This is a genomic window from Ruegeria sp. C2 (assembly GCF_056537765.1).
The window spans coordinates 725,933-748,328 of sequence record NZ_JBQFRZ010000001.1; the positions used below are offsets into that span (position 1 = coordinate 725,933).

Annotated in this window: 20 protein-coding genes; 11 read left to right on the forward strand and 9 right to left on the reverse strand. The window is 57.4% G+C overall.

Annotation, left to right across the window (positions count from 1 at the left end; all coding sequences use genetic code 11):
• Nucleotides 1–78: 78 nt before the first annotated feature.
• The 3 genes from ACR0IV_RS03625 to coaD all read left to right on the forward strand — a co-directional run bounded on the left by ACR0IV_RS03625 (nucleotide 79) and on the right by coaD (nucleotide 2,055).
• Nucleotides 79–981, forward strand: coding sequence for a LysR family transcriptional regulator (locus ACR0IV_RS03625; RefSeq protein WP_480469922.1), 903 nt, complete (start codon nucleotides 79–81; stop codon nucleotides 979–981).
• A gap of 60 nt (nucleotides 982–1,041) precedes the next feature.
• On the forward strand, nucleotides 1,042–1,479 hold the full coding sequence (locus tag ACR0IV_RS03630) for a CBS domain-containing protein (protein WP_480469921.1): 438 nt from the start codon (nucleotides 1,042–1,044) through the stop codon (nucleotides 1,477–1,479).
• An 84-nt stretch (nucleotides 1,480–1,563) separates the two neighbouring features.
• Nucleotides 1,564–2,055, forward strand: coding sequence for a pantetheine-phosphate adenylyltransferase (coaD, locus tag ACR0IV_RS03635; protein WP_480657807.1), 492 nt, complete (start codon nucleotides 1,564–1,566; stop codon nucleotides 2,053–2,055).
• On the opposite strand, the gene gap (ACR0IV_RS03640) is transcribed toward coaD, so the two are convergent.
• The 3 genes from gap (ACR0IV_RS03640) to gap (ACR0IV_RS03650) all read right to left on the reverse strand — a co-directional run bounded on the left by gap (ACR0IV_RS03640) (nucleotide 2,047) and on the right by gap (ACR0IV_RS03650) (nucleotide 4,351).
• Entirely contained in the window at nucleotides 2,047–3,051 is a 1,005-nt protein-coding gene (gene gap / locus ACR0IV_RS03640; RefSeq protein ID WP_480657806.1) for a type I glyceraldehyde-3-phosphate dehydrogenase, read from the reverse strand. The two genes, coaD and gap (ACR0IV_RS03640), sit on opposite strands and share 9 nt — an antisense overlap.
• Before the next feature lie 81 nt (nucleotides 3,052–3,132).
• Nucleotides 3,133–3,276, reverse strand: coding sequence for a hypothetical protein (locus ACR0IV_RS03645; RefSeq protein WP_480469918.1), 144 nt, complete (start codon nucleotides 3,274–3,276; stop codon nucleotides 3,133–3,135).
• Between the two features lie 73 nt (nucleotides 3,277–3,349).
• Nucleotides 3,350–4,351 carry a type I glyceraldehyde-3-phosphate dehydrogenase gene (gene gap, locus ACR0IV_RS03650; protein ID WP_480469917.1) on the reverse strand — a complete coding sequence of 334 codons (1,002 nt, stop codon included), beginning with the start codon at nucleotides 4,349–4,351 and terminating at the stop codon, nucleotides 3,350–3,352.
• Between the two features lie 182 nt (nucleotides 4,352–4,533).
• Between gap (ACR0IV_RS03650) and ACR0IV_RS03655 the strand changes: the two genes are divergently transcribed.
• Together ACR0IV_RS03655 and ACR0IV_RS03660 are read left to right on the forward strand one after the other, a co-directional pair.
• Nucleotides 4,534–5,505: a DUF808 domain-containing protein gene (locus ACR0IV_RS03655; protein WP_480657805.1), complete on the forward strand. Its 972-nt coding sequence runs from the start codon at nucleotides 4,534–4,536 to the stop codon at nucleotides 5,503–5,505.
• Nucleotides 5,506–5,592: 87 nt separating this feature from the next.
• On the forward strand, nucleotides 5,593–6,393 hold the full coding sequence (locus tag ACR0IV_RS03660) for a thioesterase family protein (RefSeq protein WP_480657804.1): 801 nt from the start codon (nucleotides 5,593–5,595) through the stop codon (nucleotides 6,391–6,393).
• Nucleotides 6,394–6,444: 51 nt separating this feature from the next.
• On the opposite strand, the gene tkt is transcribed toward ACR0IV_RS03660, so the two are convergent.
• Nucleotides 6,445–8,466 carry a transketolase gene (gene tkt, locus ACR0IV_RS03665; RefSeq protein WP_480657802.1) on the reverse strand — a complete coding sequence of 674 codons (2,022 nt, stop codon included), beginning with the start codon at nucleotides 8,464–8,466 and terminating at the stop codon, nucleotides 6,445–6,447.
• A 235-nt stretch (nucleotides 8,467–8,701) separates the two neighbouring features.
• Between tkt and ACR0IV_RS03670 the strand changes: the two genes are divergently transcribed.
• Genes ACR0IV_RS03670 through ACR0IV_RS03680 form a run of 3 tightly spaced genes read left to right on the forward strand, consistent with a single transcriptional unit; the run spans nucleotide 8,702 to nucleotide 10,277 of the window.
• Complete coding sequence (locus ACR0IV_RS03670) at nucleotides 8,702–9,535, forward strand: hypothetical protein (protein WP_480657800.1); 834 nt, start codon at nucleotides 8,702–8,704, stop codon at nucleotides 9,533–9,535.
• Nucleotides 9,535–9,927 (forward strand): cell division protein ZapA, encoded by a 393-nt coding sequence (locus ACR0IV_RS03675; RefSeq protein WP_480469912.1) that lies wholly within the window; start codon nucleotides 9,535–9,537, stop codon nucleotides 9,925–9,927. Before ACR0IV_RS03670 ends, ACR0IV_RS03675 begins: the two co-directional genes overlap by 1 nt.
• Nucleotides 9,924–10,277 (forward strand): MliC family protein, encoded by a 354-nt coding sequence (locus tag ACR0IV_RS03680; protein WP_480657798.1) that lies wholly within the window; start codon nucleotides 9,924–9,926, stop codon nucleotides 10,275–10,277. Before ACR0IV_RS03675 ends, ACR0IV_RS03680 begins: the two co-directional genes overlap by 4 nt.
• A 1-nt stretch (nucleotide 10,278) precedes the next feature.
• Here ACR0IV_RS03680 and grxD read toward each other — a convergent pair whose 3' ends face one another.
• From grxD to ACR0IV_RS03705, 5 genes are all read right to left on the reverse strand, one after another.
• Nucleotides 10,279–10,641 carry a Grx4 family monothiol glutaredoxin gene (grxD, locus tag ACR0IV_RS03685; RefSeq protein ID WP_480657796.1) on the reverse strand — a complete coding sequence of 121 codons (363 nt, stop codon included), beginning with the start codon at nucleotides 10,639–10,641 and terminating at the stop codon, nucleotides 10,279–10,281.
• Nucleotides 10,642–10,823: 182 nt separating this feature from the next.
• A complete protein-coding gene (locus tag ACR0IV_RS03690) occupies nucleotides 10,824–11,060 on the reverse strand; it encodes a BolA/IbaG family iron-sulfur metabolism protein (RefSeq protein ID WP_039530494.1) in 237 nt (78 codons plus the stop codon).
• 146 nt (nucleotides 11,061–11,206) lie between these two features.
• The gene (gene purL, locus ACR0IV_RS03695) at nucleotides 11,207–13,366 is read right to left on the reverse strand and encodes a phosphoribosylformylglycinamidine synthase subunit PurL (RefSeq protein WP_480469909.1); all 2,160 of its coding nucleotides are present in this window, start codon (nucleotides 13,364–13,366) and stop codon (nucleotides 11,207–11,209) included.
• A gap of 188 nt (nucleotides 13,367–13,554) precedes the next feature.
• On the reverse strand, nucleotides 13,555–15,801 hold the full coding sequence (locus tag ACR0IV_RS03700) for a mechanosensitive ion channel family protein (protein ID WP_480657795.1): 2,247 nt from the start codon (nucleotides 15,799–15,801) through the stop codon (nucleotides 13,555–13,557).
• Nucleotides 15,802–16,069: 268 nt separating this feature from the next.
• Nucleotides 16,070–16,978 carry a LysR family transcriptional regulator gene (locus ACR0IV_RS03705; RefSeq protein WP_480657794.1) on the reverse strand — a complete coding sequence of 303 codons (909 nt, stop codon included), beginning with the start codon at nucleotides 16,976–16,978 and terminating at the stop codon, nucleotides 16,070–16,072.
• A gap of 169 nt (nucleotides 16,979–17,147) precedes the next feature.
• Here ACR0IV_RS03705 and ACR0IV_RS03710 point away from each other — a divergent pair, with 169 nt between their 5' ends.
• The 3 genes from ACR0IV_RS03710 (at nucleotide 17,148) to ACR0IV_RS03720 (ending at nucleotide 22,342) form a co-directional block, all read left to right on the forward strand.
• Entirely contained in the window at nucleotides 17,148–20,567 is a 3,420-nt protein-coding gene (locus ACR0IV_RS03710; RefSeq protein WP_480657792.1) for an indolepyruvate ferredoxin oxidoreductase family protein, read from the forward strand.
• Nucleotides 20,568–20,645: 78 nt separating this feature from the next.
• Entirely contained in the window at nucleotides 20,646–21,524 is an 879-nt protein-coding gene (locus ACR0IV_RS03715) for a lysophospholipid acyltransferase family protein (RefSeq protein WP_480657790.1), read from the forward strand.
• An 8-nt stretch (nucleotides 21,525–21,532) separates the two neighbouring features.
• Entirely contained in the window at nucleotides 21,533–22,342 is an 810-nt protein-coding gene (locus tag ACR0IV_RS03720) for a glutamate racemase (protein ID WP_480657789.1), read from the forward strand.
• Nucleotides 22,343–22,396: the final 54 nt, after the last annotated feature.

Below are 22,396 nucleotides of genomic sequence, written 5' to 3' on the forward strand. Positions count from 1 at the left end.
CGCAGAATAGGCTTGCGAAAATCCATTGAACAGAGGCAATGTTTCAAATCAGTTTTGCAAAAATGCAAAGGGCACGAGATGACACCGAACTGGGATGATCTGCGCGTATTTCTAGCCGTGGCACGCGAGGAAAGCCTGTCAGCGGCGGGCAGGATGCTCAAAATTGATCCGGCCACGGTGGGGCGTAGGGTTGCGCGGCTTGAAGCCGCATTGGACGCGGTTTTGTTTACGAAATCCCAGCAGGGATATGTGCTGACGACTGCCGGCCAACGGTTGATGGATCACGGGCAGCAGGCTGAAGAGGCGATGCGCGCAGCGGCGGGGGCCATGTCCGGCTCGGCCAAATCGTTAAGTGGTCAGATCCGCATCGGAGCGCCAGATGGCAGCGCCAACTATCTTTTGCCGCAGGTCTGCGCAAAGATCGGCGATGCCAATCCAGATCTGGATATCCAGATACTGGCCCTTCCACGTATCATCAATCTGTCCCGGCGCGAGGCCGATATGGCGATCACAGTTAGTGCGCCGACCGCCGGGAAATTGCTTGTCCAGAAGATCACGGACTACAAGTTACATCTCGTTGCCGCTCAATCCTATCTCGACCGCAATCCGCCAATCCGATCGGTGAATGATCTCTGTGATCATCGCATGATCGGCTATATCCCGGATATGATCTTTGATCGTGAGTTGGACTATCTCAACGATATTGGGATTGAGCGTGTCGCACTTGCATCAAATTCAGTGTCGGTGCAGCTGCGGCAGGTCTCGTTGGGTTCGGGTGTCGGCGTCGCACATGACTTCACATTACCGTTTCACAAGGGATTGCAGAAAATCCTGACGGATCAGGTAAGTTTGACCCGAGGGTTCTATCTGGTTCGTCATCAGGGCGACCAACGCAATGAGCGGTTGAACCGCTTCGCCGAGGCCCTGACTCGTGGCCTGCGAGACGAAGTGGCGCGGCTTGAGCGGGAAGCTTCGCCTTGACACATTCAGACATTCCGGCAACGCTTTGGAAAACAGTACGTTATACCGGAGGTTTTGCTAATGCTTGTTCAGGCCATTCTTAAATCCAAGGCCACTGACGAGGTGGTGACGGTCGAACCATCAGCAACGGTCTCTCAGGCGGCCGAAATTCTGGCAAGCAAGCGGATTGGTACTGTGGTCATTTCCGAAGACGGCGGTCAGACGGCGGCGGGCATTTTATCTGAACGTGATATTGTGCGCGAACTTGCAGCCAGCGGCAGCGGATGCCTCGGCAAGCCTGTAAGCGCCTATATGACCAAGGACCTTGTGACGGCCACGCGACAGGACACGGTTGAGGCCATTCTGTCTCGCATGACCGAAGGCCGGTTTCGCCACATGCCCGTCGTGGAAGAGGGCAAACTGATCGGGATCGTCACGCTGGGCGATGCGGTGAAGGCACAACTGGCTGAGCTTGCGATGGAAAAAGACGCGCTTGAAGGCATGATTATGGGGCACTGAGGTCGCGTGGTGCACAGCTGACCCTTGCACCTGCGGCAAAGATGTGTTTGCTAGCGCAGAAATATTATTGCGCAGGAGGGCCTGATGCGGGTTGGATTATATCCTGGAACCTTTGATCCGATCACCTTGGGTCATATCGATATCATCCGTCGGGCCGCAGCTCTGGTGGACAAGCTTGTAATCGGGGTTGCAATCAATCGCGACAAAGGGCCGTTGTTTTCACTGGAAGAACGCGTGGCGATGATTGAGGCTGAATGCGCGCATCTCACCAAACAGACCGGCACCGAGATCGTGGCGCATCCTTTCGAAAACCTGCTGATTGACTGTGCCCGCGATGTAGGGGCACAGATCATTGTGCGTGGTCTGCGGGCGGTTGCGGATTTTGAGTATGAATTCCAGATGGTTGGAATGAACCGTGCGCTGGACAACTCGATTGAGACGGTCTTTTTGATGGCCGAAGCGCGGCATCAGGCGATTGCCTCGAAACTGGTGAAGGAAATCGCCCGGCTGGACGGAGACGTGTCGAAATTCGTCACGCCCCGTGTAAATGCTGCTCTGCGAGAGCGCTTAGGATAAAGCGCCCATCGCTGTGGCGGTGTCCAGCATCCGGTTCGAGAAACCCCATTCATTGTCATACCAGGCAAGTACGCGAACCAAGGTTCCGTCGGTTACTTTTGTTTCCGCCAGGGATACAGTTGAGCTGTGAGAGTCGTGATTGAAGTCGATTGAGATCAGTGGGCGTGTCTCGGCGGCCAATACACTAGGAATCTTCGCCGCGGCTTCGACGAACAGGGCATTGACCTCATCTTCGGTGGTTGGGCGAGAAACTTCGGCCACGAGATCGACGACCGAAACATTTGGCGTCGGCACACGGATTGCTTGCCCGGTCAGCTTTCCGGCCAATTGAGGCAGGACCAACCCGACGGCCGATGCTGCACCGGTCGTGGTTGGGATCATCGACAGAGCTGCTGCGCGAGACAGGTAGGGATCCTTGCCTGCAGTATCATGCACCGGCTGGCTGGCCGTATAGGCATGGACGGTGGTCATGTTGCCATGCTTGATGCCCAGTCCCGCATCCAAAGCCGCTGCGACAGGTGACAGGCAGTTGGTGGTGCAAGAAGCGTTGGAGACAACAATGTCGTCGGCAGTCAGCTCGTGATCGTTGACGCCGAACACTACGGTCTTCACCCCGCCATCGCCACGGGCAGGGGCCGAGATCAGAACTTTCTTCGATCCGTTTTTAAGGTGCCGCTCAGCCGCCTCGCGGGTGCGGAAGACGCCTGTGCATTCCAAAACGACATCCACATCCGACCAGTCCAGTGCTTCGGGGTCGCGCTCGCTGGTCAGCCGGATGGGGCCGGCGCCCACGTCCAGACCAGCGTCGCTGAGCGTGACCGGGTTGGGATAGCGGCCATGAACGCTGTCGAATTCAAACAGATGCGCGTTCATTTCCGGTTTAGCCAGATCGTTGATTGCGACGATTTCGACATCGGTACGGTCCGATTCCATCACCGCGCGCAGAACTCCGCGTCCGATACGTCCAAATCCGTTGATTGCCAGCTTGAGTGTCATGATGCGCTCCGTCCGAATGTCGTCCAAGAATGGTTAGCGCTAACAATGACAGATTGCGCCGAAAGTCAAGCAAAACCTCTGTCAGCGCCAAAAGGCGAGCCAGTCGAGGAAATCATAAAGCTTCTTGCCGAGAAAGAGCATGTGCTCGGTTCCGAACAAAGCCACATCCAACATCAGGCCGCCAAGAATGAGAACTCCGAGCCAGATGGCGATTTGATTGGTCATGGGTGTGCCCCGAACGAAAATGCCCGCCCAGATAACCTGAGCGGGCATAAGGGTACAAGCGATGTGCGAAGGGTCAGTTAAGACGGCCCATCGCAACGGCAACGTCTGCCATACGAACCGAGAAGCCCCATTCGTTGTCATACCATGCCAACACACGCACCATGCGGTTGTCGACCACGCGGGTCTGATCCGGCGCGAAGATCGAGCTTTCTTCGGTATGGTTGAAATCGGTCGAGACCAGCGGCGCGGGCTCATAGCCCAGAACGCGCTGCATCGGGCCTTTGGCGGCTTCTTCGACGATCGCGTTCACCTCTTCAACGGTGACATCGCGCGACGCGCGGAACGACAGGTCAACGGCCGAAACATTCGGGGTGGGCACGCGGATGGCGGAGCCATCCAGACGACCTTTCAGATTGGGCAGAACCTCACCCAGTGCTGCCGCAGCACCGGTCGAGGTCGGGATCATCGACATCGCCGCAGCACGGGCGCGGTAGAGGTCACTGTGGCGACGGTCGAGTGTCGGCTGGTCGCCGGTATAGGCGTGGATGGTGGTCATGATGCCATGCTCGATGCCAACGCCTTCGTCCAGAACCTTGGCAAGCGGAGCAAGGCAGTTCGTGGTGCAGGAGCCGTTCGAGACCATGTTGTCATTCGCGGTCAGCGTGTTGTGGTTCACACCGAACACGATGGTTTTGTCGACATTCTTGCCAGGGGCCGACAGCAGAACTTTGCCCGCGCCACGATCGAGGTGGGTCTTGGCCTTTACGCCGTCGTTGAATTTGCCGGTGCATTCCAAGACGACATCACAGCCTTCCCAATCCAGCTCATTCATGTCGTAGGTGGAAAACATCTCCATCGGGCCGCGGCCCAGATCCATGGTGTTGCCTTCGATCGAGACCTCACGCGGAAAACGTCCGTGGACGCTGTCGTATTTCAGCAGATGCGCCGAGGTTTCCAGCGGGCCGGTGGCGTTGACTTTGATTACTTCGATGTCGTTGCGCGCCGATGCGGCGATGTGCGACAGGGTACAGCGGCCAATGCGGCCAAAACCATTGATACCGACCTTGATGGTCATTCGACGTCTCCAAAATGCGCTTGTGTTGCTGCGCATATAGCCGCGAATGTAGAATCTCAAAAGGGCAAAATTGGCATATTTTTAAGGTGTTAGCGCAAACCTGACCCGGTTGCGCTAACGCTTGCGCTAGCCGTTGGATCAGGTAGGGTCCAATCCGAGCGGACGATTGGAAAGGAAGCGCGATGAGTGGTCTTTTGGCCCTGTTGGATGACGTGGCAGGCATTGCAAAGGTCGCGGCAACTTCGGTTGACGATGTGGTTGCTGCCGCCGGCAAGGCGGGGGCCAAGACCGCTGGTGTAATCATCGACGACGCCGCAGTGACGCCCAAATACGTTCAGGGCTTTGCTCCGGCGCGGGAACTGCCGATCATCTGGCGCATTGCGCGGGGCTCGATCTTCAACAAGATCATTCTGTTGCTGCCTGTTGCGTTGCTGCTGGCAAACTTTGCCCCATGGCTGATAACGCCGCTGCTTATGATAGGGGGGTCTTATCTGTGCTTTGAGGGGGCTGAGAAGATTTTTCATGTCCTGTTCCCGCACGGGAGCAAGGTGATCGAAGAGGACATGAAAAACCCCGATCCCGGCCATCTGGAAGAGCAAAAGGTGAAGGGTGCGATCAAGACCGACTTCATCCTGTCTGCTGAAATCATGACCATCGCTTTGGCGGCCATTGAGGCTCCGAACGTCTGGATGCAAGCCGCGACGCTGGCCGTTGTGGGTATCGGCGTGACCGTCGCGGTCTATGGCTCGGTCGCATTGATCGTGAAGATGGATGATGTCGGTTTGTATCTGGCGCAAAACGCACCAACGCCGATTGGGCGCGGAACGGGCAGGGGTCTGGTCAAGGCGATGCCCGTTGTCATGAAGGTGCTGTCTATCGTTGGGACCGCTGCAATGCTGTGGGTCGGTGGGTCAATCATGATCCACGGCATGGAGGTTCTGGGCTTTGGCTGGCTGGGCCATCTCATATACGACTGGGCCTATGCTGCGAGTCACACTGTGTCTGAGCAATGGGCCGGCGCGGTAAAGTGGATCGCCAAGGCGACAATGGATGGTGTGTTCGGTCTGGCCTATGGGCTGGCTCTGATACCCCTGGCAACCAAGTTTCTGTCCCCGGCGATCAGCGCGTTTTCGGGCTCGGCGAAAAGACATTGAAACCAAGATCATGTGACGTGAGGTTTCGTCTGGCGTGCCCGCAAGGGCAGAGTATGGTCCAGCCGTAACTCATCAAATGTGAAATCCATGACAAAACTCAGCCTCTCCCAGGTTCTTGGCAGTTCAGAACGCATTGACGGGGATTTGCAGTTTCCTGTTCCGCCAAATTGGATGCAGGGTCGCACGACATATGGCGGGTTCTCTTCTGCCTTGTTGCTGGCTGCAGCGAGACATGCGGTCGACGATCTGCCACCTTTGCGCTCGGCCCTGATCAATTTCACCGCGCCCATAGGATCACCTCCGCTGATCGAAACCGAGGTGCTTCGCAAAGGGCGGAATGTCACGACGATCAGTGCACGGGCGAGGATTGAGGGTAAAACAGCCGCGTTGGGGACATTCACTTTCGGGCAGGCGCAGGACAGCCATGTGGCGTTTGCGCTTCCGGCGAAAGCAGAGACGCTACCAGAGGCGACCGATCACTATTTTCCACCGAATCTGCCAAGGCTTCCCATCGCGTTTCTGGAAAATTTTGATGTTCGATTGATCGAAGGTGCGCGGCCATTTGCTGGGGCTGAACATGGCTATGTAAAAGTCTGGGCGCGCCATAATGATGCCGAGATGCGGGGCCGGATCGAGGGCTTGATCGCCATCGCTGATCTGCTGCCACCCGCAATATTTCCGACGTTGAAAAAACCGGGTAACAACTCGTCAATGAACTGGATATTCAATGTGTTGTCCGAAGACATTCAAACCCGTGATGGCTGGTGGCTGATGGAACATAAGCTGACAGCCGGACATGACGGCTACAGCTCTCAGGTCATGCGGATGTGGAACACCGAGGGCGATCTGGTCGTTGATGGCATGCAGTCGGTGATCATCTTCGTCTAACAAAAAAAGGCCCCGGTGTTGACCGGGGCCTTGTGCTTACGTTCTGCGGAACTAGCCCAGCAGTTCTTTAACCTTTGCAATTGTGGCCTCGGCAGTGATGCCGAAATGCTTGTACAGCTCACCGGCAGGGGCCGATGCGCCAAAGCTGGACATGCCGATGAAACCGGCCTTGGCTTCGCGGCCGCGTTCGCCCAGCAGCCAACGATCCCAGCCACCGGCGCGCACGGCGGCCTCGATGCCGACGCGGACAGCACCTGCGGGCAGAACGCGCTTGCGATAGGCTTCGTCCTGCTCGGCAAACAGCTCCATGCAGGGCATGGATACGACGCGGGTGCCGATGCCTTCGGCTTCGAGCATTGCTTTGGCTTCCATCGCTAGAGACACTTCCGAACCGGTGGCGATCAGGATGGCCTGACGTTTGGCCTCGGCATCTGCGAGGACATAGGCGCCCTGCGAAGTCAGGTTTTTCCCCTTGTGATCCTTGCGCACTGTCGGCACGCCCTGGCGGGTCAGCGACAGAACCGAGGGACTGTCCTTGAAGGTCAGCGCCAGTTCCCAGGCCTCTGCGGTTTCAATCGTGTCGGCGGGGCGGAACACATAGGTGTTCGGCGTTGCGCGTGAAATGGCTAGATGCTCGACCGGCTGGTGGGTCGGGCCATCTTCGCCCAGACCGATCGAGTCATGGGTCATCACGAATACGCTGGGCACCTTCATCAGTGCGGCCAGACGCATGGATGGGCGGGCATAGTCGGTGAAGGCCATGAAGGTACCGCCATAGGGACGAATGCCGCCATGTAGTGCCATGCCGTTCATCGCCGCGGCCATGCCGTGTTCACGGATACCATAGTGGATGTAGCGACCCTTGCGGTTTTCCGGCAGGAACACACCCATATCCGCAGACTTGGTGTTGTTCGAGCCGGTCAGGTCAGCCGAGCCGCCAATGGTTTCGGTCATGATCGGGTTAACGACGTTCAGAACCTTTTCCGACGAGGCACGGGTCGCCAGTTTAGGCTGGTCTTCCGACATCTGTTTCTTGAACGCGCGAATTGCGCCCGCCAGCTTCTTGGGGGCTTCGAAAGCGTAGGCGCGGTTGAACTCGGCTTGCTTGCGCTCGGAGATCTGAGCAAAACGCTCTTCCCAGGCTGCTCGCTCAGCAGCACCGCGTGCGCCGATAGCTTCCCATGCAGATTTGACATTTGCGGGAACCTCAAACGCGTCGTGCGGCCAGCCGTATCCGTCTTTCGCGGCTTGCAACTGATCCTGATCCGTCAGCGCACCGTGGCCTTTCGAGGTGTCCTGCGCTGCGTGACCCAGAGCGATATGGCTTTCGCAGGCGATCATGGTCGGCTTGTTCGACTTTTTCGCCTGTACGATGGCGGCATCAATCGCTTTCGGATCATGGCCGTCGATCTCGATCACGTGCCAGCCCGAAGCCGCGAAGCGGCGCACCTGATCGGTACGGTCGGCGATGTCGACAGTGCCGTCGATGGTGATGTTGTTGTTGTCCCAGAAGACGATCAGTTTGCTGAGTTCGTGACGACCGGCCAGAGTGATGGCCTCTTGGCTGACGCCCTCCATCAGGCAGCCATCGCCAGCGATGACATAGGTATAGTGATCGACGACCTTCTTGCCATAATGCGCGCGCTGAATCTCTTCTGCCATCGCGAAGCCAACAGCATTCGAAATACCCTGACCCAGCGGTCCTGTTGTGGTCTCGATCCCGTCGATCAGGAAGTTTTCGGGGTGGCCGGCGGTTTTTGCACCCAGCTGGCGGAAGTTCTTGATCTCGTCCAGCGTCACATCGGCATGGCCGGTGAGATAGAGCAGCGAATAAACCAGCATCGAGCCGTGACCTGCCGACAGGATAAAGCGGTCGCGGTCAGGCCAGTTCGGGGCGGATGCGTCGAATTTCAGGTGCTTTTCAAACAGCACCGTTGCGACGTCGGCCATGCCCATCGGCATGCCGGAATGGCCGGAATTGGCGGCGGCGACGGCGTCAAGGGTCAGGGTGCGGATGGCCGCAGCTTTGTCCCAGTGTTCGGGGTTTGCAGTGCGCAGCGCAGTCAGGTCCACGGGCGTTATTCCTTTGGGTTACGGGCAGATGGGGCGCTGAATATCATCCGCCAGTCAAAGTGCAAGCAGAACCCGATATTACCTTTGTGTGGCGCTTCAAGTGTGCTGCGCAAGTGCTTGAAACCAAACAGTGGGTATTTTCTGTCACATTCCGTTAGACTAGGGGTTAGAGCCGCCGCCCTTGATTCGGGCAGGCGCGCGACAGAGAGAACCTTGGTAAAGAGGTGACAGGGGCATGAGCCAGATCGAAGAACTACAACGCCGTATCATAACTGCGATGGAGCGGATCGGCAGCGGAGTCGAGTCGTTGCAAAATATTACTCCGGCGGGGGGCGATGATGCCGCAATACACGCCGCACTGGAAGAAGAGCGTTTGGCGAATGTGCAATTGGAGGAGCGGATCAAAACGCTCAAGGAACGCCATGCGCAGGAAATCGACGCCATGCGCGCTCAACCAGCTCAGAGCGACGAAACGGAAACGCTGCGCGTACAATTGGCCGAAGCCACAGCCAAGCTGGCCACGGTTGAGGCCGCACGGGCCGAGTTGGCAGATGCAAAGGCTGCGCTTGAGAACAGCGACGAGGTTGCAGCTCTGAAGGCGGAAATTGAAACGCTGAGTGGCTATCAAGGGGCGGCTGAAGAAGCCGAGTCTCTGCGCGCAGAAGTGGAGCAACTGACGCCGCTTGCGGATCGTGCTGAAGAGATGGAAGCGGAACTCAGCCAGTTGCGTGCTGAGCTTGTTGACAGCGAACGCCTGACCGAACTCAATGCTGAGCTTGAGATGCTACGCGCGGAACGCGCCAGTCATGGTGCGGCAATGTCCCGGTTGGATGATGACCTTCAACGACTGCGCGGCGCGAACGAGCAATTGCGTACAGTTGTCGATGAACTCCGGGCCGCCGCCGAAGAAGGTGTGGCCGATGCGGAAATGCTGAACCGCGCGACGGCGGCAGAGCTTGAAGCAACCCGCGCTGCCCGGGCATCTGACGCTGCTGAGGCGCATGCGGTGCTCGCCCGGCTTGAGCCGTTGTTGTCCCACGCCAAACTGGCTGAAGGAGAGGTGGAATAATGCCCGAAGTAACCATTCATATCGGTGGCCGCGGCTTTGACGTTTCTTGCCAAGACGGGGAAGAAGCATTTCTGCAGGCCGCAGCTAAGTTGTTGGACGATGAGGCGCAGGTGCTGTCGGATCAGATCGGGCGCATGCCTGAATCGCGTATGTTGCTGATGGCTGGCCTGATGTTGGCTGACAAGGCCGCAGCTCAGGACGATCGCGTGAAACTGGCCGAAGCAAAACTGGCCGAGGTTGAGGCAGAGCTCAACCGCCTGCGCAATATGCCTCAGCCTCAGCCAGAGCGGATCGAAGTTGCGGTGGTACCGCCTTCGGTGACGGATACTCTGGCGGAAATGGCCGCGCGGGCAGAAGCTTTGGCGGCTGTTATTGAAGAGAAAACAGTATGATACGCCTGAAGTGCGTATCGCTTTGCGCCTGTGCGCTATCGCTTTGGGCTCCAGCGGCGTTGGCAGAGATCGACATACTCACGGTGACGTTCTCATGTGAGAACGCCACGCAGGTACCAGTGGCCTACTTCAACGCTGCGGATGGAACTGGTGCCGCCGCGATGGTCATCGATGGCCAGTTGATAGCGATGCAGCAAACCGAAAGCGGGTCAGGCATACGCTATGAATCTGTCGGTGCGGACGGAACTTACACGTTGCGATCCAAAGGGTGGGAAGCCACGATCAGCCATCAGGCCGAAGGCAGCACAGCCCCCGAACTGGTCTTGTTCAGGAACTGTAGCAGCCGATAAATCAGGCGTTTGCTTCGCGGATCTTGTCGGCGGCGTCTTTGTTGTAGCCGACGCCGTTTTCATCGAACAAAGTGTCCAGCTCGCCCGATAGCGTCATCTCGGTGATGATGTCGCAACCGCCGACAAATTCGCCTTTGACGTAGAGCTGAGGCACGGTCGGCCAGTCAGAATAGTCCTTGATGCCCTGGCGTAACGCTTCATCGGCTAGAACGTTCACATCGGCATATTCGACGCCCATATAGTTCAGCACTCCCGCCACGCGCGAGGAAAACCCGCACTGGGGCATTTCTTTGGTGCCTTTCATATATAGCACCACGTCGTTGGCTTTGACGGTTTCGTCGATTTGGGATTTCACGTCGGTCATTTCGCGTTTCCTTGTCAATGGCGTCTAGTCGCGCCCATTCATACGTTCTAATCGTTCGTTCTCGGCCTGTACCTTGTTCACAAGGTCAACATTCGTTGCTTCCATGCCTAACGGGGGCTTACCTTCGGTCTTCGGTACTCTCCAACGAACTATGGCCGACAGAAGATCCCAAAACGTGGTTTTCATTCCGGTACTTTAGTGGTCAGCGCCAATGCGTGCAGCTCTCCATCTGGGCCGTCCATCTTGCCTTTCAAGGCCGCATAGACCGCGCGCTGCTGCTGGACGCGGTTCTTACCTCGAAAGCTTTCGTCCACGACCATGGCGGACATGTGTACGCCATCGCTGCCACCAACCTGGATTTCCGCATTGGGAAAGCTTTCGCGTAGCAGAGTTTCAATCTCGTGGGCGCTCATCGGCATGTAGGTTCACTCCTGAAGGTCTTTCCCAAGATGTAGAGCGATGCACCGGAGCGTGCAAGATGGGAGCGGTGCGGTAAAACAGCAAATCCTGCACGTAGGGCTACGTACAGGATTTGCTGATATGAACCTGTCGAAGGGTGCGCCGATCAGGCGACGGCCTCGGCAAAGCTGCTGCGGAAGGTATCGGTCAGCTCGGCCAGCGAAGCTTCGGAATTGCCGATCTTCACGCAGTCACCGGTGAAACGACCGACCGAAACCAGTGGAACACCGGCCTGACCGGCCGCAATCATCAGGGCCTCGGCCTGATCGAAGTTGCAAGCCACCAGATAGCGCGCCTGGTCTTCGCCAAACAGGAATTCGGTCGCGGCATCGTCGAGGCAGACGCCAACACCTGCAGCTTCGGCCAGTTCAAAGGCCGCCAAGGCAAGGCCGCCATCGCCCAAGTCGGTGCAAGCCTTGATCATCTGACGATTGGCTCGGATGAAGTCTCCGTTACGCTTTTCCGCGTCCAGATCAACCTGCGGTGCGTCACCGTCTTCGCGATTGAACACTTCGGCCAGCAGTGCGGATTGACCCAGATGACCTTTGGTTTCGCCGATCACCAGCGCCACATGACCCTCGCGGACTTCATTGCCGATGATGTCGTCTGAATGTGCCAGCAAGCCAACTGCGCCGATGGTCGGTGTAGGCAGGATCGCCTGACCGTCGGTTTCGTTATAAAGCGAGACATTGCCAGACACGATGGGCATGTCCAGCGCACCAACGGCAGCACCGATACCTTGAATCGCGCCGACGAACTGCCCCATGATCTCGGGCTTTTCGGGATTGCCGAAGTTCAGGTTGTCTGTGGTAGCCAGCGGTTTGGCACCAACAGCGGTCAGGTTGCGATAGGCCTCAGCCACCGCCTGCTTGCCGCCCTCAACCGGGTTGGCGCGGACATAGCGCGGAGTCACGTCGCTGGTGAAAGCCAGCACCTTGTCTGTGCCATGCACGCGGACCATTCCCGCGCCCAGACCCGGAGTGCGGGTGCTGTCGGCCATGACCATGGTGTCATATTGCTCATAGACCCATTGCTTGCCCGCGTAGTTGGGCGAAGCGAGCAGGGCGCGCAGGCCATCAATCGGGTCAATCTGAGGAACCTCGGCCAGCTCCTCAGCTGCGGGTGTGGGCTCCCATGGACGGTCATATTCTGGTGCGGTCGAGGACAGTTTGGACAGCACGAGATCGGCTTTGACTTCGCCATTGTGCATGATCAAGAAACGGTCCTCGGCGATCGTTTCGCCGACGATTGCAAAATCAAGGTCCCATTTCTCGAATACAGCGCGGGCCTCGGCCTCGAGCTCGGGCTTCAGCACCATCAGCATGCGTTCCTGAGATTCCGACAGCATCATCTCATATGCTGTCATGTTCTCTTCGCGCTGGGGTACGTTTTCCAGATCGAGACGCACGCCAAGGCCACCTTTGTCACCCATCTCAACGGCCGAACAGGTCAGGCCCGCAGCACCCATGTCCTGGATCGAGATCACGGCGCCGGTCTGCATCAGTTCCAGCGTGGCCTCCATCAGACGTTTTTCGGTGAAGGGGTCGCCGACCTGAACCGTGGGGCGTTTTTCCTCGATGGTATCGTCAAACTCGGCCGAGGCCATGGTCGCACCGCCCACGCCGTCACGGCCGGTTTTAGCGCCCAGATACACCACGGGCATGCCGACGCCGGATGCGGCCGAGTAGAAGATCTTATCGCTGTCGGCCAAACCAGCGGCAAACGCGTTCACCAGGCAGTTGCCATTGTATGCGGGGTGGAAGCGAACCTCGCCACCGACACAAGGTACGCCAAAGCAGTTGCCATAACCGCCGATACCTTCAACCACGCCATTCACCAATTGACGGGTCTTGTGGTGGGCGGGTTCGCCAAAGGACAGCGCATTCATCGATGCAATCGGGCGCGCGCCCATGGTGAAGACATCACGCAGGATACCACCCACGCCAGTCGCCGCGCCTTGATACGGTTCGATGTAGGAGGGGTGGTTGTGGCTTTCCATCTTGAACACCACGGCTTGGCCATCGCCGATATCGACCACGCCCGCATTCTCACCCGGGCCGCAGATCACCTGAGGGCCAGAGGTCGGCAGGGTGCGCAGCCACTTCTTGGACGATTTGTAGGAGCAGTGCTCGTTCCACATGGCCGAGAAAATGCCAAGCTCGGTGAAGGTCGGCTCGCGCCCGATGATCTCGAGGATCATGTCATATTCCTCGGGCTTGAGCCCGTGTGCGGCGATCAGATCGGGTGTGATTGCGGGCTCTTGCATCTTCTGTCCTGTGTCCAAGTGGGCCGAGATTGCGCGCCTTTTAGGGCAATGGGCCGCTTGAGGAAAGGGCCAAACCCGCGCAGGGGCATCAGAGAATGAAAAACGGAACCGACCATAAGACCGGTTCCGCGGTGAGTGTCCAAGTCATTTGCTTCAGCCAATGCCTGAGATTAGTTGAAGCAAAGACATCAGGCCGGGTTTTGCCCTTTGTTGACCGCATCGGCCGCCGCAGCACCTACCGCTGCCTTTTGTTCTTCGCTCAGGTTCTCGGCCTCTTCCAGTCCGGGAATGGCGACGCGCACCTCGCGGCGGGCAAAGTCGATGCCATTGGCGTTGAACTCGGCCTTCACGCGGTTGAAGATTTCCTTGCGTAGCGTGAACTGCTTGCCCGGCTTGGCCATGAACTTGCCGCGGATGATCATGCCGACATCATCGAAATCGAACACACCCTGAGATTTGAACGGCTGCAGGAAGCCATCCTTGTGAACTTCGTCTTGCATCATCTCGGCACCGATCTTCTTGAAGATTTTCTTTACCTTGTTGGGATCAGTGTCGAAGGGCACGGTGAATTTCAGCTTCATGATCACCCAGTCACGGCTGAAATTGGTCAGCTTCTGAATCTCGCCATAGGGGATCGTATGAACCGGGCCGCGATGGTGACGCAGTTGCATCGAACGGATTGAGATTTTCTCGACCGTACCCATAGTGCCACCCACATCGACATATTCGCCGACCCGGAAGGCATCGTCGATCAGGAAGAAGATGCCGCCGACGATATCGGCAACCAGTTTCTGCGCACCAAAGCCGATGGCCAGACCCAGAACACCTGCGCCGGCCAGAAGCGGAGTAATGTTGATACCCAGCGCACCAAGGGCCAAAAGCCCGAAGATAACAGCAATCGTAACCTGCGCAGTGATCCGCAGCAGCGGCAGAACTGTGGCCAAGCGTGACCCGCCCGCACCGCCGCCTTCACCGCCGGCTTCTTCGTCTAGGGCTTCGGCTGCGGTCTGTTCCTTGGCCAGACGGCGATTGATCCACAACGAGACGACCTCGTTCATGATGTAGCCTATGGCGATGATCAGCAGGAACTCGATGATAGTTCCGCCCACCTCAGCGCTGACCCCGGCCGAGGCGACATGGCGCAGGTCCAATTGCCATGCGTTTGCAATCATGAAGACCACAAATAGCCCTGCAACCACGCGACCGATGCGGATATAGCTGCGCTTGGCCGACCGATACGCACGCTCGGCCAGCGGCCCTTCACCGGACATTGGCGGCTGCAGGTGACGGACCAATCCGCGTATCAGGGTATCAAGCGCCGGTGCGATCAGCAGCCAGAACATGGTGTTGAAATGCGCCCCGTTGACCAGCACGCGCATCACCGCAGGATCGCGTTGGGCAATCAGAAACTCAACCAGCAGCCAGATCACCACCGAGACGCCAATGGCGAAATAGGGGTAATAACGCGCGACCTCCTCGTCGAACCTGGTGTGGTCCGGGTCGGTGCCCAACATCATTTGGGACAACCCCTCGCGTGCAGTCCAGGCGATGACGCCGATATAGATATGGATCGCAGCGTTCAGCCAGAAGCCGATGCGGGTATCGTCACCGGTGACGCCATTAAGCGCGTTGAACCGGATGACGAACAGAGTGAAGCCGATCAGGATCAGCAGGCCGATTAGGTTGCGATGCAGGTATTTGGCCCAATGATCGTCAATATTGACCAGCCGGAATTGCGGTTTCTCAGGGGCCAGCACAAAGCGCGACGCGGCAGCCCCAAGGCGTGGCACCCAGATCAGATAGAACACAAACGGCGCGGCATAGGTGATCTGTTCAGTGGTCAACAGACCACGCCCGATGGCACGAATGACCACGTAGAACACGATCAGCCCGGCGATCTCGCGGCAGAAGCGGCGGAACAGGTATCGCACAGCGCCCCATAGGTCGGCTTCATCGGCGACCTCGGTCGCCTCGTGCCAGCGCCGGGTCAGGAAGATGAACAGTTTCTCGGCTATGAACCCTGCAATCAGCACCGATAGGACCAGCCCCATAAGCACAAAGACCCCAGTTGTCCCGAACGTATCCGAGAAATTGCTGAACGCGGTAATCTGTGCGGTCACGATATTGGGTAGCGTGGTCAGAACATGTGTCCAGGATGAAACCATTTCAGCCCAGATTTCGCTAATTTCCGTCAGCGGGTCGTCGACACTCGCTTTCTCTGCGGCCTGTTTTTCAGCAACCGCATCAAGGCGTTCCAATAGAATCGCGCGCACCTGATCGTCGGACATGCGTGCGACCAGGTCGTCTACCTGTTCGGGGGTAAGATCTTCAGGGATGGTGACCGTTGCCGTGGCGCCGGTATCTTGTGCATAAAGCGGAACCGCAAGAAACAATGCGGATACAATCGCCAGCACCAGGCGGAATGGATGGAACATAGATTTGCCCTCGAACACGAAATTTCTATCGTTTTCGGGATCATATGCTTATGCGTGCATTTTTCCCAGAAGTTTCGCAGACTTGATGCCGGGTATGACCAAAAAAAAGGCCGAGCACTAAGCTCGGCCGTAGTCCAACAGGGAGGTATGAAGATGATGAGCGTTACAGCATCACCGCCTTCGATTGCTCATTTAGGGATCACTTTATGAACGATCAAGGATTATTGGGGTCTTTAGACGTCATGCCCGCTATGCTTTTGGTGCATAGCTAAAGTTTGCCCAACTGCCGAAGCTGCTTGCGATGGGCGATAATCTCATCCTGAACGAAGTCACGGAATGCTGCTATCCGCTTGGAATGACGCAATTCTTCGGGGTAGGCGAGGTAAACGGGTACGTCCGCGCTTTCGATATCGGACAGGACCGGTACCAGATCAGGAAAGTCATCGGTCACATAATCGGGAAGTACGCCGATCCCGAGGTCGTGTATCACCCCCTGAAGAACTCCGAAGTAGTTGTTTACCGTCATCAACGAGGCAGGGTTGTAGGTCATCAGATGACGTACCATCGCCGCACTTGCTCCGACTTGAGGGGCCGAGGGTGTTTGGCAGATCAGCCTGTGCTTTGAGATCTCCTCAAGCGTTCCGGGTGCGCCACCGTGGGTCTCAAGATAGGTTGGGGTCGCGTAAAGCAGCATCTGAACGGTCATCAGCCGCTTTCTGACCAGATCGGCCTGGCTGGGCTCTTTCATGCGGATGGCGACGTCCGCCTCGCGCATGGGCAGGTCCAGCACGCGTTCTTCCAGCATCAGGTCAATGTTCAGATCAGGGTATTGTTCGTAGAGCTTCGGCAGGCGCGGCGCCAGCCAAAGAGTCCCGAAGCCAAAGGTGGTGGTCACACGCAGGACACCAAAAACCTCATCCTCGCTGTCGCGAATGCGTGCCGCTGCCGCATCAAGGCGCTTGGACATGGCCGAGGTTGCATCAAAAAGCAGCTCACCCTGTTCGGTTAGAATCAGTCCGCGTGCGTGGCGATGAAAAAGGGTCGCATCCAGCGATTCTTCGAGCGCACGAATCTGACGGCTCACAGCAGATTGAGACAAATTAAGCTTGTCTCCTGCATGCGTGAGGCTGCCTGCATCCGCAACCGCATGAAATATTCTGAGCTTGTCCCAATCCATCGCCGCAACTTTCGTTATCTTTGGGAAGCCCTATATGAAACACGTAACAAATTCCACATTCAAACCCGGAAATCGTTATGGAATAGGGTAAAATTACTATACAGGTCAGTAATTGTGACCTAAAATACACGAGAATGAAGCACACTAATCCGACGAGGGGAGACGTCTGATGAGTCAGCCAAAGATTTCGCTCAACGACCGCTTTGATCTGTCCAAAAGCCCGGTCCTACTGAACGGTACACAGGCGCTTGTGCGGCTTATGCTGATGCAAAAGGCGCGTGATACGCAGGCGGGATTGAACACGGCAGGTCTGGTCACCGGCTATCGGGGGTCACCTCTTGGCGCGGTTGATCTACAGATGTCCCGCGCAGAGAAGCAGCTGGCCGAAAGCGATGTCACATTTCAGTTCGGTTTGAACGAGGATCTAGCAGCAACTGCGTTGTGGGGTAGTCAGCAGGCGGGATTGCGCGGCGACGGAAAATTCGATGGTGTTTTTGGCCTCTGGTACGGGAAGGGCCCCGGCGTCGACCGATCCGGTGACGTGATGCGTCATGCCAATATGGCGGGTACGGCCAAGCATGGCGGTGTTTTGATGGCGATGGGCGATGACCACACGGGCGAAAGTTCGACCGTGTTGCATCAATCGGAATGGTCGCTGGTGGATATGTATATGCCCGTGGTCAGTCCCGCAGGTGTGCAAGAGATACTGGATTACGGCATCTACGGCTTCGCGCTCAGCCGGTTCGCAGGGGTTTGGGTCGGGCTGAAGACCATGAAGGACACGATTGAGGTGACCTCGGTCGTCGATGGCCGCCCGGATCGGATGCAACTGGTTACTCCTCAGTTCGATATGCCCGAAGGTGGTTTGAACATTCGGCTAGGCGACACGCCGCATCTTCAGGAAACGCGTGTGATCGACCACAAGCGCTTTGCGGCTGAGGTGTTCTCGCACGCCAACAAGCTGGACAAGCGCGTCTGGGGTAAGCCCGGCGCCAAGATCGGGTTTGTGGCGGCAGGCAAGAACTGGCTGGACCTGGCTCATGCCATGTCGCTGCTGAACATCAACGCGGAAGAAGCCGAGCGTCTGGGCATTACCACCTATAAGATCGGCCAGACATTCCCCTTGGATATGAAGGGCTTCCACGATTGGGCTGAAGGGCTGGACCTGATCGTGATCGTCGAGGAGAAACGCAAGCTGATCGAGGTTCAGGTCAAAGAGGCGATCTTCGATGACCGGCGCGGACGCCGTGTTTACGGCTGGTACAAAGGCGGGGCCGGCACGCTGCATCGTGAAGAGCTTTTCCCGACACGTGGGGCGCTTGACCCGATCATGATTGCCGAGAAGCTTGGCGAGATCCTGATCGAAGAAGGGCGCGACACGGATGGCGTGCGCGCCGGCTTGGAAGCACTATCCGAGGCAAGACGGGCTGATAACGCTCAGGAGATTGCTGCGCGTTTGCCATATTTCTGTTCAGGATGTCCGCATAACAGTTCGACCAAACTGCCAGAGGGTAGCCGGGCTTACGCAGGGATCGGCTGTCACTACATGGTGCAGTGGATGGATCGCGAAACCACCGGGTTTACCCAGATGGGCGGAGAAGGGGCGAATTGGATCGGCGAAGCTCCGTTTTCGACAACCGAACACGTGTTCCAGAACCTTGGAGACGGGACCTATAACCACTCGGGCGTGCAGGCGATCCGGGCGGCGCTGGCAGCTGGTACGAACATCACCTTCAAGATCCTCTATAACGACGCGGTTGCAATGACCGGTGGGCAAGAGAACGAAGGCGGACTGAGCGCTGAACGTATCGTGGCCGAAGTCAAGGCGATGGGCGTCAGCAATGTGGCCGTTGTCTATGACGAAAAGGAAGATGTGAATTTTGCCGCCTTACCCTCGGGCGTTGAGACCTTCGAGCGTGCCAAGTTGATGCAGGTTCAGGAAAAGTTCCGTGAAATCGAGGGGGTATCGGTTATTGTTTATGTCCAGACCTGCGCTGCCGAAAAGCGCAGGCGGCGTAAACGCGGCACGTTCCCGGATCCCGATAAGCGGGTGTTTATCAACACTGACATATGTGAAGGTTGCGGAGACTGCGGTGTTCAGTCGAACTGCGTATCCATTGTTCCCAAAGAGACTGAACTTGGCCGCAAGCGGGCGATTGATCAGTCAAGCTGCAACAAGGATTTCTCATGCCTGAAAGGATTCTGCCCGTCGTTCGTGACCGTTGAAGGTGCGAAAATCCGGAAGGAAGCGACAACAGAGCTAGACCTGCCGGACCTGCCGGACCCCGTACTGCCGCAGATCGATGGCACCCATAATGTGGTGATCACAGGTGTTGGCGGAACCGGCGTCGTCACGATTGGCGCGGTTCTTGCGCAGGCGGCGCAGATTGACGGTAAAGGCGCCGGTATGATGGAGATGGCGGGCCTCGCGCAGAAGGGCGGTGCCGTTCATATCCACTGCCGCCTGGCCAACCGACCCGAGGACATCAGCGCCATTCGTGTCGCCACCGGTGAAGCGCATGCGCTAATTGGCGGTGATCTGGTGGTTTCTGCAGGGGCTAAAACGCTGGGTCTCACGCAGACCGGTCGAACCGGGGCGGTGGTGAACAGTCATGAGATCATTACCGGCGACTTTACCCGCGATACCGAATTCACGATCCCCAGCGATCAGCTGCAGCTTGCCCTTCAGGCGCGACTGAAGGACGGAGTGGCCCTGTTTGATGCCACAGATCTGGCGCGGGCCGTGATGGGGGATTCGATTTATTCCAACATGATGATCTTCGGCGCGGCTTGGCAGCGTGGTTTGCTGCCGATCAGCCATCAGGCGATCGTCGAGGCGATTGAGCTGAATGGCGCAGCGGTTGAACGCAACAAACGGGCGTTTGAGGTCGGTCGCTGGGCGGTGACCCATCCCGAAGAGGCAGCCGGTATTTTGCGTCCGAATGTGGCGGAGATGCCAAAGATACTCGATCAGGTGATCGACTTCCGCGCCGCGCATCTGACCGATTATCAGAGCAAGCGATTGGCGAAGCGCTATCGCAAACTGGTTGAAAGTGTCGAGGATCAAAAAGTCCGTGAGGCGATAGCCAAGGGTTACCATAAACTCTTGTCGTACAAGGATGAATACGAGGTCGCACGGTTGCTGCTCGACAGTCGCCAGAAGGCGGAGGCCGAGTTTGATGGTGACTTCAAGATGACTTTCCACCTTGCGCCTCCGACTTTGGGAACGAAGGGTGAGAACGGGCGTCCGGCCAAGAAGGCGTTCGGTGAGTGGTTTCTGGGGCCGTTGAAGATACTCGCAAAGCTGAAAGGCCTGCGTGGCACGCCTCTGGATATCTTTGGGTACACGGCAGAGCGCAAAATGGAGCGTGCTTTGATCCGCCAGTATGAAAAAGACATGAAAGAGGTTCTGCCCAAATTGACGCCTGAGACCAGTGATGCGATCGCTGCGCTTGCTGCTCTGCCGCTGGACATTCGTGGCTTTGGCCCAGTGCTAGTGGCAAACGAAGCCAAGGCCGCAAAACGGCGCGAGGAGTTGCTGGCTGTCATCCGCGATGGTGGGCCAGAACTGCAGGCTGCGGCAGAGTGAAGCTTCACAAGCCTGTCACGTAAGCTATGCAAAATGGCGATCCGGCCTTATCTAGGCGGCAGCAATCCGGAGTAGCCAATGCCCTCGCGCCATCACGTCGCCCGTGACATATCCTACGCCCACTCCGCAGAAACGCGGGGCGGGCGGATGATGATCAAGCTGATGGAGAACACAACCGGCCGCATGCGCCTGATCCGGCGTGCCGATGGGTACGAGCAAGAGGTCGCACAGGGGCGTGATTTCTGGTCCGTAATGGTGGATCGCTATGGTCTGACATTGGATGTGGTGGGCGGCGCGCTGTCGAATATCCCTCAGGATGGGCCGCTGATTCTAATTGCTAACCATCCCTATGGCATTTTGGATGGGCTGATGATGGGGCATATCCTGTCCCAGACGCGCGGAGATTTTCGCATTCTGGCAAATCGTGTTTTCCGTAAGGCCGAGGATATCAATCGCATCATCCTTCCGATCTCGTTCGATGAGACGAAAGAGGCGATGAAGCTGAACCTTGAGACCAGAAAGACCGCTTTGAACTATCTGAGCGAAGGTGGTGCCATTGGGATTTTCCCGGGTGGTACAGTCAGCACTGCGGTCAAGCCATTTGCCCATCCGATGGATCCTGGCTGGCGCGGATTTACCGCGCGGATGGTTGCCAAATCCAACGCGACTGTGGTGCCTCTGTTTTTTGACGGCCACACCTCGCGCCTGTTCCAGATCGCCAGTCATTTGCACAACACGTTGCGGATGGGTTTGCTGATCAAAGAGTTTAAGAAGCGCGTCGATACCCCGGTTCGTGTTGTTGTTGGTGAGCCTATCGGGCGCGACATTCTGGACCCACTGGGCAAGGATACGCGCAAGATGATGGATTTCCTGCGCAAAGCCACGTATGAGCTGTCTCCAGAGCCGCTGAAGTCTTATGACTATGGCTATGAATTCGAGGAACGGCATCGCGCCTGAAGGGGCAAATGGCAGTAGGTATCTTTGATTCCGGGTTGGGCGGTCTGACCGTCCTGAACGCCGCGCAGAAACGTCTGCCCGACGTAGATTTTCTGTATTATGCGGACAGCGCGCACGCGCCCTACGGTGTGCGCGATGCCGAGGATATCTATAACCTGACGCGAGACGCTGTGCAGAACCTGTGGGATAGCGGCTGCAATCTGGTGATTCTGGCCTGCAACACCGCCAGTGCTGCCGCTCTGCGCCGGATGCAAGAGGCGGGCGTCCCCGAGGGAAAGCGCGTGCTGGGTGTCTTTGTGCCTCTGATCGAGGCGCTGACGGAACGGCAATGGGGCGATAACTCTCCACCACGCGAGGTGCAGGTGCAGCATGTCGCGCTGTTTGCGACACCCGCGACCGTGTCCAGCCGCGCATTTCAGCGGGAACTGGCGTTTCGGGCGATTGGCGTGGACGTTGAGGCACAAGCTTGCGGCGGTGTCGTCGACGCCATTGAAGACGGTGACATGATCTTGGCCGAGGCTTTGGTGCGCAGCCATGTTGATGCCCTGAAGCGCAAGATGCCGGAACCGCAAGCAGCGATTCTGGGCTGTACGCATTATCCTCTGATGGCAGAGACGTTCCAGAAGGCGCTTGGTCCGGATGTGAAGGTTTACAGTCAGGGTGACTTGGTTGCTGAGAGCTTGGCAGATTACCTGAAACGCCATCCAAATATGCTGGGTGAAGGTAAGTCTGGCTTCCTCACAACGGGCAAGCCGGGGGTGGTGACGGATCGTGCGACCCAGTTCCTCCGACGACAAATCACCTTTGCGGCCGCCTGACCAAGGTCAAGGACGGCACCTTTTCCATCTCGTATTTCGTTGACCGTCACAGCG

Coding starts and splice junctions, on each gene's coding strand:
- grxD (WP_480657796.1), bottom strand. CDS start 10,641: ATGACCGACGTGAAATCCCAAATCGACGAAACCGTCAAAGCCAACGAC.
- ACR0IV_RS03700 (WP_480657795.1), bottom strand. CDS start 15,801: ATGTTCCATCCATTCCGCCTGGTGCTGGCGATTGTATCCGCATTGTTT.
- ACR0IV_RS03710 (WP_480657792.1), top strand. CDS start 17,148: ATGAGTCAGCCAAAGATTTCGCTCAACGACCGCTTTGATCTGTCCAAA.
- ACR0IV_RS03645 (WP_480469918.1), bottom strand. CDS start 3,276: ATGACCAATCAAATCGCCATCTGGCTCGGAGTTCTCATTCTTGGCGGC.
- ACR0IV_RS03680 (WP_480657798.1), top strand. CDS start 9,924: ATGATACGCCTGAAGTGCGTATCGCTTTGCGCCTGTGCGCTATCGCTT.
- ACR0IV_RS03630 (WP_480469921.1), top strand. CDS start 1,042: ATGCTTGTTCAGGCCATTCTTAAATCCAAGGCCACTGACGAGGTGGTG.
- gap (WP_480469917.1), bottom strand. CDS start 4,351: ATGACCATCAAGGTCGGTATCAATGGTTTTGGCCGCATTGGCCGCTGT.
- ACR0IV_RS03660 (WP_480657804.1), top strand. CDS start 5,593: ATGACAAAACTCAGCCTCTCCCAGGTTCTTGGCAGTTCAGAACGCATT.
- ACR0IV_RS03715 (WP_480657790.1), top strand. CDS start 20,646: ATGCCCTCGCGCCATCACGTCGCCCGTGACATATCCTACGCCCACTCC.
- ACR0IV_RS03625 (WP_480469922.1), top strand. CDS start 79: ATGACACCGAACTGGGATGATCTGCGCGTATTTCTAGCCGTGGCACGC.
- ACR0IV_RS03670 (WP_480657800.1), top strand. CDS start 8,702: ATGAGCCAGATCGAAGAACTACAACGCCGTATCATAACTGCGATGGAG.
- ACR0IV_RS03655 (WP_480657805.1), top strand. CDS start 4,534: ATGAGTGGTCTTTTGGCCCTGTTGGATGACGTGGCAGGCATTGCAAAG.
- gap (WP_480657806.1), bottom strand. CDS start 3,051: ATGACACTCAAGCTGGCAATCAACGGATTTGGACGTATCGGACGCGGA.
- ACR0IV_RS03705 (WP_480657794.1), bottom strand. CDS start 16,978: ATGGATTGGGACAAGCTCAGAATATTTCATGCGGTTGCGGATGCAGGC.
- purL (WP_480469909.1), bottom strand. CDS start 13,366: ATGCAAGAGCCCGCAATCACACCCGATCTGATCGCCGCACACGGGCTC.
- ACR0IV_RS03720 (WP_480657789.1), top strand. CDS start 21,533: ATGGCAGTAGGTATCTTTGATTCCGGGTTGGGCGGTCTGACCGTCCTG.
- ACR0IV_RS03675 (WP_480469912.1), top strand. CDS start 9,535: ATGCCCGAAGTAACCATTCATATCGGTGGCCGCGGCTTTGACGTTTCT.
- coaD (WP_480657807.1), top strand. CDS start 1,564: ATGCGGGTTGGATTATATCCTGGAACCTTTGATCCGATCACCTTGGGT.
- ACR0IV_RS03690 (WP_039530494.1), bottom strand. CDS start 11,060: ATGCCGATGAGCGCCCACGAGATTGAAACTCTGCTACGCGAAAGCTTT.